The 12983-nt window shown below is 69.8% G+C and carries 5 protein-coding genes and 1 pseudogene; all 6 read left to right on the top strand.

Features of this window, described 5'->3' with window-relative positions; genetic code table 11:
• Nucleotides 1–856 precede the first annotated feature (856 nt).
• The gene (gene cas7g / locus ABT263_RS28100; protein WP_352294479.1) at nucleotides 857–2047 is read left to right on the top strand and encodes a type I-G CRISPR-associated RAMP protein Csb1/Cas7g; all 1191 of its coding nucleotides are present in this window, start codon (nucleotides 857–859) and stop codon (nucleotides 2045–2047) included.
• Nucleotides 2048–2053: 6 nt separating this feature from the next.
• Nucleotides 2054–3526, top strand: a complete 1473-nt coding sequence (gene csb2 / locus ABT263_RS28095) for a type I-G CRISPR-associated protein Csb2 (protein ID WP_352294477.1) — start codon at nucleotides 2054–2056, stop codon at nucleotides 3524–3526.
• The gene (gene cas3g / locus ABT263_RS28090) at nucleotides 3523–6600 is read left to right on the top strand and encodes a type I-G CRISPR-associated helicase/endonuclease Cas3g (RefSeq protein ID WP_352294475.1); all 3078 of its coding nucleotides are present in this window, start codon (nucleotides 3523–3525) and stop codon (nucleotides 6598–6600) included. The genes csb2 and cas3g overlap by 4 nt, the downstream gene beginning before the upstream one ends.
• Nucleotides 6601–6602: 2 nt before the next feature.
• Entirely contained in the window at nucleotides 6603–7712 is a 1110-nt protein-coding gene (locus ABT263_RS28085) for a type I-G CRISPR-associated protein, Cas3-extension family (RefSeq protein WP_352294473.1), read from the top strand.
• A 4165-nt stretch (nucleotides 7713–11877) separates the two neighbouring features.
• The gene (locus ABT263_RS28080) at nucleotides 11878–12132 is read left to right on the top strand and encodes a hypothetical protein (protein WP_352294471.1); all 255 of its coding nucleotides are present in this window, start codon (nucleotides 11878–11880) and stop codon (nucleotides 12130–12132) included.
• 292 nt (nucleotides 12133–12424) lie between these two features.
• Nucleotides 12425–12586: pseudogene (locus ABT263_RS28075) on the top strand (family 1 glycosylhydrolase); the annotation flags it as partial.
• Between the last annotated feature and the right edge of the window lie 397 nt (nucleotides 12587–12983).

The raw sequence follows: 12983 nt of genomic DNA, 5'->3' as shown, positions 1-12983 counted from the left end.
TCGCCTGACCGGGCTGTCGGAGCACAGTAGACGGAGACTCCGGTCGCACTAAACGACAACCCGGGCGGGACCCGTACACCACCTCCCTGGACGCCACCTCGGGGCTTATGTCGGCACGACAACCGAGTCTGTCCGCCGCCACATGTGGCGACAGGGGTGTCGCTCGTGGGGCCGCAGCCGCGGTCCCACCTTCGCGGTCGCCTCCAGCCCGATCTGTGTACCCGTATTGACGATTGCTCGTGCTTGCGCGCGTTCGGCATTGGCTTGTGTGCGATGGCCGCCCCGACGCAGCCGGGACCGGCGATCGTCGACGGCTGCTTGCCTCGGCATTGCGAGATACCAGGAGCCGTGGCCGCGACGATGGAGGTCCGGGCAGAGGCTTCCGAGTACTGACGGCACGACTGTCCACTGGTGAAGGCCGCGGTGCGATACCGATTTGGAGCATCTGGCTGTGCGTCCGCATGGCGCCAGACTGCCGATGGGCGCCTCCAGGGCAACCAGGTCTCGGTTCCCGAAGCGTGTTTCTGGTTCGCCCTGGCGGAGTCGTTATGCGGGTGTGCAGTGTCGCTTCCACCAGGGCGATGCATCCTGCTTCGAGGGCGCCCGCTCACTCTACTCTGGCCGTTGCTCCTTGGGCGGTAGGTGGTTTCGGAGGTCAACTGCTGTGAATCGGCGTGGTGTTGGCAACGTGAGGCCCTGCGGACATGGCTGCCGTCAGCCGCCGGTCGGCGCATCTTAGTCCAATTCATCTATCTCAAAGAAGTTATGACGATCTGTCACTCAAATGAGTGGGGGTTGTCGGTGGGAGCTGCTTCGATGCGAGTTGTCCGAGAGGTTCTGTCCAAGGAGGGTTTTCATGGAAGCGTTGTACGAGCGGTTGGCTGAGGCGGCGAGCGGGCTGTCGGCGGACGGTGCGATCCGGATCGTGGCCCAGTACGAGCCGGTGGCGGGCGTGGGGGCGCCGGTGGCGCCGCCGACGGTGAAACTCAAGGAGACCGACGGCCCGGGCCAGTTGTTCGAGGACCGGTGGGTCGGCGGGCAGCGCACAAGGGTGGTGCTGCTGGACCAGCGGCAGTCGCAGGCGAACCGCTGCGAGACGGCCCTGTTGGAGGCCGTCGATCTGGGGGATGCGGTGGTCCCGCATCTGGCGCTGCACGTGAGCGCGGAAGGCCGGGCGCTTCGGATGACGAACCTGGATGCGCCGCACCGTTCCCGCGACGCCTATTTCCGGGACGCGTTGGACGAGGCCGGTGTGAAGTTCGACGAGACGGACACGGGCCGTGCGCTGCGTGACACGGGGACGGGGGACGTGCGGGCCTTCCTGGAGTCGGCGCCGTCGGACCTGGTGTTCGGCATCTGGGACTCGCACCGCAAGCGCCGTGTGCAGCTGAAGGTGCCGCGTACCTACACCTCGGAGATGGTGGGCCTGGATCCGCTGTCCGGGAGGAGGGCGGCGGGGCGTTTCGACAAGTGGAACTTCCCCGGCGACAACGTGGAGCTGACCGCCGACGGCTGGAGGCCGGTCGAGGGCACGGGCAAGAAGGGCAAGGGGAAGACGCTCAAGGCGTCGGCGGTCGGGCACGGCATGATCCCGCCGGTTGAGGGCATGGGCGGGGTGACGGTCCGGGCGATCGAGCGGAACGCGACGCTGGCTATGGCGGGCCTGAGGGCGCTGCGCTTCGGTGATGCGCCGAAGGAGTACGTGCGGGCAGGCAGGGCCCTGCTGGCGGCGCTGGCGCTGCTGGGGGACCGGCTGGCGTTCGCGGCGCCGGCGGTGCGGCTGCGGTCGGGCTGTGACCTGCTGCTGGTGTCGGAGCGGATCGAGTGGGTCGGCCGCGGGCGTGAGGGCGTGGCGGTGACGGAGCCGCTGGAGCTGGACACCGTGGGGCAGGCCCTGGAGCTGTTCGAGTTCGCGCGCTCGCGGGCCGAGGAGGCGGGCCTGGTGTGGTCGAAGGAGCCGGTGCGGCTGCGGCCGAACGCGCAGGTGCAGCAGGCGATCGAGCGCTCCTTCCGCCTGGAGGGCATCGGCGAGGCGGAAGGCGAGTAGAGCGTCATGCCTTTCCACATCTCGGTGGAGCTGCTGGAGCCGCTCTACCAGGCGACCGCGATGGACGGCGAGCGGGCCGAGTGGCCGCCCCACCCGGCCCGCCTGTTCTGCGCGCTGGTCGCGCATGCCGACCTCGACGACGCCGCGCACCGGATGGCGCTGACCTGGCTGGAGGCGCAGGAGCCGCCGGTGGTCACGGTGCCGGCCAGGCCGCTGGAGGCGGAGCACCCGCGTGCGGCGTGGGTGGTGACCAACACCGTGGACCCGGGAAAGGTGACCCATGGCCTGCTGCCGGGACGCACCGCCGGCGGCGTGCCGCGAGCGTGGGCGCAGAAGACGCTGTCCGGGGCACGGATGGTGTTCAGCTGGGCTGTGGAGCCGGGGGAGGAGCTATCCCCGACGCTGAAGGAACTGGCCTTTCGGGTGCCGTACTTCGGTCGCTCGACCGGGTCCGGGCTGCTGGATGCCTGGTGCGGCCCCGACGAGCCCGGTGACGAGGGCGGGTGGCGGCAGTGCTGGAGGCCGGCTGCCAACGGGGAGTACCCGAAGGGCTCGCGGCCGATCCGGATCCCCTACCGCGGCTATCTGGCCTGGCTGGAGGAGGCGTTCGAGGAGCAGCGGCCGGCCTGGAGCCAGTCGCTCACCCACCACTACCTCGACCCCGAGCACGATGACCGGCCCGAAACGCCGGGAGCGGAGGGGCCGTTCGGTGACCTGCTGACGTTCTCGTTCGCCCCGGGCGTGGCGCTGGACCCGCGGTGGACGCTGGAGCTGACCGGCCGGCTGCGGAGCATGGTGATGGGCACGTTGGAGGCGATGGGCCACGACGTCGAGGCCATGACCACGGTCCACGGCCACAAGAACAGCCCGGACGGCCCGCGCCCGGTCGCCTACCTCGCGCTCCCGTTCACCGGCCACCACCACGCCGACGGGATGCTGCGCGGCCTGGGCATCGCCCTGCCCCGCGAGATGCCCAGGCAGGACCGCAAGGCACTGCTCGCCGCCCTCCTTCGCCACGACGGGGGCCTGCGCTGGATCCGGTTCGCGAACGGGGAACCGCTGGACCTGGTACGGGTCAGTCCCGCCGACCAGGACTCGTGGCCGCAGACCGTCCAGCCCTGGACGTGGCAGAGGCCCTCGACCGTGTGGACCACGGTGCTGCCGATGGTCCTCGACCGCTTCCCCAAGAAGTACGAGGAAGCCGCGTGGGCGGACTCGGTCGCGGCCAGCTGCGCCGCGGCCGGGCTGCCCGAACCCGCGCAGGTGCAGGTGAGTCCGCGCGGCGCGCTCGTCCCCGGGTCCCGGGGCGTGGACGGGTTCCCGGTGCGCCGCAAGGACGGAGAGCGACCGCTGCCGAGCTGCCACGTGCGCCTGACCTTCCCGGTGCCGGTGACGGGGCCGGTGGTGCTGGGCAGCAAGAAGAACTTCGGCCTGGGCCTGTGCTGCCCGGAGCCCGGCTTTCAGGAGGACGACCAGTGACGGGCACCGAGCGGCCGCCGGCGATCGAGGCGGCCGAGTTCCCGGCCTTCTTCCGGGAGGTCCACCACCACACCCACTGCCCCGACGGGGCCGCGACCGCGGTGTGCGACGGGTGCGAGGGCTGGGCGCCGTTCCCGTGGCAGAGCGCCTACCTGGACGCCGTGGCCGACGGCGCCGACTGGCCCGACCTCGACGTCCCCACCGCCCTGGGCAAGACCACGTTCATCGACATCTGGCTCTTTCTCCTGGCCTGGGAACACTCCCGCGGACTGGGCCGCGAGCACCGGACGGTGCCGCTGCGATTGTTCTTCTGCGTCGACCGGCGCCTCGTGGTCGACCAGGCCCACCAGCACTCCACGGAACTGGCCGCGGCGCTCGCCGAGGCACCACCCGGCTCGGTGCGGGCGAAGATCGCCACCGTGCTGCGAGACCTCGGCGCAGGCCAGTCGCCGCTGGAGGTGGTGCGGATGCGCGGCGGCACCCGTTGGGAGTCGAACTGGGTACGCAGCCCGGCCCAGCCGCTGGTGGTGACCTCGACCGTGGACCAGTACGGCAGCCGCTTGCTGTTCCGTGGCTACCACACCTCCCCCCAGCGCGCTCCGATCGACGCCGCCTTGACCGGGCACGACGCCCTGCTCGCGCTGGACGAGGCCCACCTGTCGAAGGCCCTGCTCGCGACCGCCGCCGACACCGCGCTCTACCAGCAGACCGCGGCGCGCACGGAGCTGGCTGCACGGGCGCTTCGGGTGGTGAGCCTGTCGGCGACCAGCGCCAACAGCGGCCGTCCCCGCCTGGGCATCGGTGAAGACGACCGCGCCCATCCGATCGCCGGGCGCCGGATCGCGGCCGAGCGCCACGTGACGCTGCTGGACGCCGGCAGCTGGTCGAAGAAGCCCGCCGAGGCGTTCGCCCTGGCGGCCGAGACCGGGCTGGACGCCGTCCTGCCCATCCTGAGGCTGCCCGCGGTCGCGGTGATCGCCAACACCATCACCCACGCCCGCGCCGCCTGCGAAGCGCTGGCCCGGCGTACCGACGTGGACGTGCTGCTGCTGACCGGCCGCTGCCGGCCCGCGGAGCGCGACCTGCTCGTCACCGGCCCGCTGGCCGAACTCCTTACCGGCATCGACCCGGACCGCGAACGTCCCCTCGTCGTGATCAGCACCCAGACCCTCGAAGTGGGAATCGACTGCACCTTCGGGGCGATGGTCAGCGAATGCGGCGACTGGGCGTCCGCCCTGCAGCGCCTCGGGCGCCTCGACCGCCGAGGCGAACTCGGCCCCGTACCCGCGATCCTCGTACGCACCCACAACCCCGAGGAACCCGACCGCATCCCCGTCTACGGCCCGGCCGCCGCCAACACCTGGCAGTGGCTCGCCCAGCACACCACGCCGTACGACACCCAGGACCCTGCCGAGCTGATCCCCCGCCTCCTCGACGGCCTGGTCCTCAACCCCGCCATCCTGCCCCGCCTACTGGAGGACACCGACACCGCGCCCCTGACCCGCGCCGGCGAACACATCCCCCCGCTCCACCAGGTGCGCCTGGAGGCATTTGCCCGCACCAGCCCCATCCCCGTCCCCGACGAATCCCCCGCCCCCTTCCTCCACGGCCTCGACACCGGCGAGCCCGAAGTCCAACTCCTATGGCGCGCCGATCTGTCCACCCATGCCACCGACACCGAGGCCCTCGCCGAACACATCCGCACCACCCCCGTCCACACCGCCGAAACCCTCTCCCTGCCCCTCGCTGCGGTGCGCCGCTTCCTCACCGAACCCCGCGCGACCCCCGACACCAGCGACCTCGAAGGCACCAACGCCGACACCACACCCGAACCCCGCAACCCACCCACCCGCCTACGCATCACCGTCCTCCAACGCGAGACCGACGGCACCTGGACCACCCCACGCCTCGTCCAAGACCTGAAGCCCGGCGCCACCCTCGTCCTGCCCACCACCGCCGGCGGCCACGACGCCTACGGCTGGACCACCAACCCCGACACCCCCGTCCCCGACCTCGGCGACCACCCCACCGACAACACCCGCACCCCACTACGCCTCGACCCAGCCGTCCTGGCCAGCACCACCGGCACCACCCCCGAGCACTTCACCCCGATCATCAAGCAAGCCCACACCGACCTCACCACAGACCCCGACGACCCGGACGCCTTGAACACGACCGACGCGGTCCGCGCCGCGATCACCCGGCTGCTCACCGCCCTGCCCACCGACACCCCACACGACAGCCCCACCCGACACACCCCCCTGCTGCGCCGGCGCCTGGAGACCCTGCTGGCAGTCCCCGCCTGGCGCACCGGACGTGCGGCGGCCGGGGTGGTACTGCTCGACCACGGCGGGTCGGGCCGGATCACCCTCGTCCCGCCCCGGCTCACCGACGCCGACCGCTACCGGATCGCCGTCGACGACGAGGACCCGGACAGCAGCAGCCTCACCCGCACCGTCACCCTCAAGCACCACCACCAGGCCGTCGGCGAACGCGCCCGCGACTTCGCCCGGGCCGTCGGACTGCCCGACGACCTGGTCGACGCCGTCGTGCTGGCAGCCAGGGCCCACGACTGCGGAAAACACCACCCTCGGTTCCTGTGCATGCTCTGCTCGGGTGACCGCCTGCTTGCCGAATCCCTGCCCGAGCCCCTCGCCAAGTCCGGCATGGACCCCGCCGACCGCTCCGCCCGCCGACGCGCCGCCCGGCTGGCCAACTGGTCCAAGGACCTGCGGCACGAAGCCCTCAGTGCCGCCGCTGTCCAGGCCTGGCTCGCCACCAACCCCCTCACCGCCCGAGGCGTCGACCACGACCTCGTCACCCACCTCGTCGCTGCCCATCACGGCTACGCCCGCCCGATGCTGCTCGCGTTCGCCGACCCCGAGCCGGTCCTCGTCGAGTGCACCATGCCCGACGACACCACCGTCACCGTCTCCAGCACCGTGATCGGCACCGACTGGGACGGCCCTCGCCGCTTCCGTGATCTCAACCGGCGCTACGGCTTCTGGGGCCTGGCCCTCCTTGAGACGGTCCTGCGCCTCGCTGACATCGCCTGCTCCGAAGAAGGCAGCTGACCATGCACCAGCTCGTACTCCCCGCACTCCGCTCCGACGACCCACTCGGCTTCCTCGCCGCCCTCGGCATCCTCGAACTCACCACAGCAACCCTGCCCACCGAGCCCCTACTCCACTGGAAAGGCCCGGCCGGCGCAGCCGTCCTCACGACCGACCAACCCCTCACGCTCGACACCCTCACCGAGCTCCTCACCACCCACCTCCCGCCCAAGCCCGTCAAGACGGCCCGCGGAACCGGGGAGCCCGCGGACGCCGCCGAGACGGAGGACGGGGAGGGCGAGGACGCCGACGCAGCCGGCACGGAGGGTGAAGTCTGGGACTCCTTCCCGCACGTTCCCGGACTCCTGACCCGACCACGCGAGGACGCCACCGCCCCCAACGAAGCCCTGCGCATGCGCGTCGACACCGCGCACCAGACGCTGCGCGAACTCGCCCAGTCCGAACGCGAGACAGGCGACCGCCAAGCCCGCTGGTTCACCTCCCTGGCCAACGTCATGTGCTTCGAAGACACCAAACCCAAGACCGGCAAGAACGACCCGGAGCCCACGGAGGAGCCGGGACCCACCACGGTGCGGCGCACCCCCGTCACCCCGCTGATCGCCGCCGCCGGCCAGATGACCATCACCGGCCTGATGCAGAAAGCCGTCCTCGGCTGTCGCAAGGACCCGCGGCAGATCCGCTCGGCCCTGGACGGCTGGCGCCGCATCCCCGATTACGCCTCCGCTAACTTCGACCACCGCTCCCTCGGCGACGCCCACACCAACTCCGAAGGCAAGGCCTACCAACGCGGAGCCCCCGGCCCCACCTGGCTCGCCCTCCACGCCCTCGCCACCTTCCGCCTCAGTGCCACCGGCCGCACCCAAGCCGCCACCAGCTGGGACACCACTGACAGCCGCGGTGCCCTACGCTGGCCAGCCTGGGCACCACCACTCACCACCACCTGCGTGACCGTCCTGCTCGAACACCCCGCCGTCCGCGCCACCGACCCCAGCAAGAACCGCAATGCCAGAATGCTGACCAACCTCGGCGTCACCGCCCTCTACACCGCACCCCGAACCGGCCTTAAACAATCCAACGGACCCCTAGCCGCCAGCCGCCACCTCTGGCCCTGAACCCCACCCCGCGGCCACCCCGCCAAAGCCCGATCCTTGACAACTCCACAGCGCCAACCCATAGAACGAGACCCAGGGCGGACACGGCTTCGGAACCACAAGCACATATGAAGACACCCCACCACGCCGAAGCAGTAGGCCCGAATTGCCCCTAAAAGTGCCTCTGCTGAAACAGCAACTGGCCCGCTGAACGACCGAACCGGCAGCTCAACTGTCGTCGCTCCGCACCATCCTGGTGCGGCACCATCGCAGAGTCTGGGCTGGCACAGAGCTGAAGCGCTACCCGCCGTCCCTCCGCGCTCTCCTGGCGCGGCACAATCGCAGTTACCTGCGGATCAGTGCGGTCGAGCAGGCTCACGGCGTCTCTCCTCACATTCCCGTGGCGGGACCGTTGCGACTTGCCCGTTGCCTGGGCGGCCATGGGCAAGGGCAAGGTTCCTCCATGTCTTCTTGGTACGACTATCGCAGCATTACCACGGCCAACGAAGGCACCGAGGGCTGGATGTCCGGCCCGCACCTTGCCGGTATGGCACGGTCGCAGCGACCACCGCATCATCGGCGAAACCGACGCCCGCGCCGCCTCTTCGTACCGTTCAGCGTAGCCAACAACTTCCTAGGCTCCTCCGCGCCTCACGGCTGCAGCTCCATGGCCACCAGAATCCAGGCTCACGTTTGCCCCGCGCGCCGGCCGCTCGCTCTGCACCATCCCGGTCCAGCTCCATCGCAGCTACGTCGAGGGCTCTGTGCACGGCCCCTAACCCGCTCGCGGCCCTACTGCAGCTCGAAGTTGTGGCCCGCGCCCTCGGTATTCCTGAGCGCGCCTCCGCACCTCATCAGTGCGGCACCGTCGTAGCGAGTTGGACCTGGGCCAGTCTGCGAATGCAGACGGCATCCCTCTGCATCCTCCTGGTACGGGAATCGAAGCAACCCGCCGGAGGTTGAGCCGACTGCCGCGCTGCCCGTCCACCTGTCTGATGCGGCACCATCACAGGTTGTCGCCGAACACGGCTACAGCGGCGCCGACGGGAGTCCCTCCGCACCCTCTCGGTGCGGCACCATGGCCGCGCGGACCAGGCGTTCATGGGCTCGGACGCCGGCACATCCCTCCTCACCTTGCCGGTGCGGCACCATTGCAGCGGGTCACCCGTGTGGAGTCGGTACACAGGACGGACTTGGCCGACCCGAGGTCGCCCAGCAGACTCTCTTTGTCTTTCCAGTGCGGCACCATCGCAGGTGGTTCAGCCAGCTCCAGGCGTCCAGCACGAGCTGGTCGCTCCGTACCTCACCGGTGCGGCTCCTTCGCAGCGACGAGCGCACCTAACCCCCACCGGACATATGCTTGGTCACTCCACACTGTCTCGGTGTGGCACAAGCGCAGCGTCAGGTTGATCAGGGCACCAGTGGTCCAGCTCAGTTCGCTTCGTACATCCCGGTGCGGCAGCATCGCAGCATTGCGTAGTAGATGTCGATAATGTCGCCGCAGGCCTGGTTGCTCCGCGCCATTCCAGTGCGGCACCATCGCAGCCTGAAGCTGGGAACCCCTGGCGGCAAGAACAAGAGCGCCTCCACACCACCTTGGTGCGGCACCATCGCAATGTGCCGCCGACTATGTCGGCCAGGGCGCCGATGTAATCGCTCCGCACCGTCGCGGTGTGACCGCATCGCAGCTCCTCGACCTCGACCGCGAGCTCGCCCTTCTTGGTGTCCCTCCGTACTCTGCCGGCGCGACACCATCGCAGCTGGGTCACCCGCCAGCAGTGGTCGCCGGATTTCGACCGTCCCTCCGCACCCCTCGGTGCGGCACCGTAGCGGCGGGTGCAGCTCGTGCTCGATCCGGTCCAGCCGCTCGTCCCTCCGCGCCTTGCCGGTGCGGCACCATAGCAGCTCCGGCACCTGAGAGTGCCCGTCGCACCCCGCCTCCGTCACCCCGAGCTCTCCCGATGCGGCACCATCACAGCTTGGCGTCGGGCGTGAAGTGGATGGCCTGGCCGAGGGGCCCTCCGTACAGTGCCGGTGCGGCGCCACCGCAGCGTCGCGGCCAGCAGCCGGCTGCCGCCGAGAGTGTCCCCTCCGTACCCTTCCGGTACGCCACCATTGCAGTCCTTGACGCTCGCTTCGGCTCTCGCGTTGCGCCATGGTCTCCTCTGCACCCCGCGGTGCGGCACCATCGCAGGACCATGTGGTATGGGGTGACGGTGAGGGTCTCGCCCGGGTTGCTCCGCACCTTCCGGTGCGGCACCATCGCAGCGCGTTTCATGGCCGACCGTCGCCCCGAATCCGTGTCAGGTCGCTCCACACCCTCCCGGTGCGGCACCATCGCAGCGGGTGCAGGTCTTGGAACTCGTCGAGCCCGAGCTCGCAATCGCTCCGCACCACCTCGGTGCGACACCATCGCACCGGGATCGACCGCCTGCACCACCCGCACGGCCCGCTGGTCGCTCCGCACCATCCCGGTGCGACACCATCCCAGCCACAGGTCCTTGCCCATGGCACCGGGCAAGGCCATGTCGCTCTGCATAGTCCCGGTGCGACCCAACCGGCGAGTGGCTCAACGGCAAGTGCCTCCCCCGCGCCGCTTCTGGTACGGCACCATCGCAGCGACACGCCGTAGGCCGCACGCCAGCACGAGGATGTTCCTCCGCACCACCCTGGTGCGGCACCTTCGCAGCGCGCAGCCAGCGCGGCAGACGATCAGAAGTCGACCATGTTGCTCCGCACCATCCCGGTGCGGCACCATCACAGCCAGCCGACCGCCCCGCATGACGGCCTACTCACGGCAGCGCCTCTGTATGCCGTCGGTGCGGCTTCATCGCAGCGCCTGGAACGCGAAGTGGATGCCGCCGTCCTCGTCGCGCCTCCGCACTACTTCGGTGCGGCACCATCGCAGCATCCGCAAGGGCCGTCTCGCCCCAGCGACCACCCCGTTGCACCGCACCATCCCGGTGCAGCACCATCGCAGCGGCCTGCTCTCGGACACCCCGGGAGACCCGATCTGGTCGCCCCGCACCATCTGGGTGCGGCACCATCGCAGCATGAGCACGCTGAGGTTTTCGAGCGTCGCCTCTGCCGTCGCTCCGCACCCTCCCGGTGCGGCACCATCGAAGCCACTCTGGCGTACCCGCACGCCGGCGGAACCATCCGCTGCCACCGCACTTCATCGGTGCGGCATCATCGCAGCGACTTGCAGACCTACGACCCACGCGACCCTGCTCAGTCGCTCCGCGCCATCCTGGTGCAGCATCATCACAGCGAGCAGGCGATGTCGGTCGTTGCGGAGGTATCCGGCTGTCACTTCGCACCCCTCGCGGTGCGGCACCATCGCAGCAACTCGGCGTACCGAGCTTGATGCCAGCCCGGCGGAAGTCGCTCCGTACCGTCCCGGTGCGGCACCATCGCAGCACCGGCTGCACGTCGGACCATAGGACGGGCTGCCCGCGTCGCTCCGCACCCTCTTGGTGCGGCACCATCGCAGCGGGCTGATCGGGCGTAACACCCCGTTGCGGGTGTCGTCGCTCCGCACTATCCCGGTGCGGCACCATCGCAGCCGGTACTTCAACGAGGAGTGCGGCGTCGCAGGCCGTCGCTCCGCACCCTCTTGGTGCGGCACTATCACAGCGCCCAGAACGCCCTGACCGGCTCGGACGCCAGCACACGCCCCTCCGCGCCATACTGGCGCGGCACCATCGCAGCCGCTCCACGGTCGCCCAGATCTTCGACGTCTCCACGTCGCTCCGCACCATCACGGTGCGGCACCATCGCAGAGTCCAGAACCACCTCTGCAGTCCGGCCTGCTGCTCCGCGTTGCTCCGCATCGCCTCGGTGCGGCACCATCGAAGCTGCAAGCGGCAACGTCGACCACGCCGGGTGTGTCACGTGGCTCCGCACCGCTTCTGTGCGGCTTCAATGCAGCATCGTGCCCGTGCGCGGGTTGTGATCCGAGCGCACGGTGCCTCCGCACCTCCGGTGTGGCTCCATCGCAGCACGTCGCCCGCGATCAGAGTCCGGTGGCCGAACGCGGTCGGTCCATACTCTCCCGGTGCGGCACCATCGCAGCCCACACGTCGCCCCGCGCTGGACCCCCTCGGCCTCCGTCGCACCGCACCGTCGCAGTCAGGCGTTGACCGCGAGGAGACCGCCGCTGGCAACGTGGCTTCGTACCGTCCCGGTGCGGCACTATCGCAGCCTGGAGACGCGCAAGCTCCAGGTGACCGACATGGTTGTCGTTCCGCTCCCTTCGGGTGCGGCAGTGCGGCACCATCGCAGCATCACCACTGCCGACGAAGGCACCGAGGGCTGGATACTCCTCCGCACCGTCCCGGCGCAGCACCATCGCAGTGCGACCTGCACCGCCGCCCAGCAGACCGACAAGCTTGGTTGCTCCGCATCATCCCGGTACGGCACCGTCACAGCTGCGCTGTGACGCGGCTGATCTCCCACTCCTTGGTTGCCGCTCCGCTCCAATTTCGGCGCGGCAGACCGGTGGGGACCCGGCATTGCTCATCACTGCTTCTGAGTCACTTCTCGTGGAACGAACAGCGCAGGCTGTCTACTGCCTGACGTGCGGTGATGGCTCTCGCCGGGCGGCCGGGGGCAAGGGGTCAGTTCCATCGCAGGCGGCCGGGGGAGCCTCTGCTTCGGGGACACTGCAAGCACGGGTTGCGCGGCGGTAGTGGGGCTGCAGAGGGTCGCGACTACAATGACACCCTGTTCGATGGGCCGAGGGGCTGTTCAGTCAGAGGTTCGGTCTCGTCCACGTCGACTTCGAGACGCAGCGGCGGACGCCGAAGGCTTCGTATGCCTGGTACCGCGATCTGATCGCTGCCCACGCCCGGCCGGTCTTCCCGGGCAAGGTGACGCAGATCGGCATCGCTTGACTCGAACTGGGTTAGCTTCCGGTCGTCCGTCGTGGCAAGACAGTAGACGGAGACTCCGGCCGCACCAAACGACCACCCGGGCAGGACCCGTACACCGCTTCCCTGGACGCAACCGACCGCCGCCTGGGAGCCGCACGGGCGCTGAGGCATGACTGCGGACGTCGCAGCTGCGGCAGGTCTGCACGCCGTCAGCGCACGGTGAGCTTCGCCAGGATGGTCGGCCTTGATCACGAGCGCCGCGGGCCCGTCAATGCCATCAGTGCGGTCGGGATGCGGCGGGCACCCATATACCGTCCGCGGTATGGCTAGTGCTACGTTCCTCAAAGCAGGTATACGTAGCGGCGTCGTAGTTGTCGGATTGGCGGAGCTGGACGGCCCCATATCCAGGGACGGGCAC

The organism is Kitasatospora sp. NPDC001603, assembly GCF_040298365.1.
In the GTDB taxonomy this organism is placed as follows: Bacteria; Actinomycetota; Actinomycetes; order Streptomycetales; family Streptomycetaceae; genus Kitasatospora.
The sequence above is the reverse complement of the archived record's forward strand: the minus strand, read 5'-3'. Positions and strand labels throughout refer to the sequence as shown.

Excerpts from the sequence above, each read along its gene's own strand:
- csb2 (WP_352294477.1), top strand. The coding sequence starts at position 2,054 with ATGCCTTTCCACATCTCGGTGGAGCTGCTGGAGCCGCTCTACCAGGCG.
- cas7g (WP_352294479.1), top strand. The coding sequence starts at position 857 with ATGGAAGCGTTGTACGAGCGGTTGGCTGAGGCGGCGAGCGGGCTGTCG.
- ABT263_RS28085 (WP_352294473.1), top strand. The coding sequence starts at position 6,603 with ATGCACCAGCTCGTACTCCCCGCACTCCGCTCCGACGACCCACTCGGC.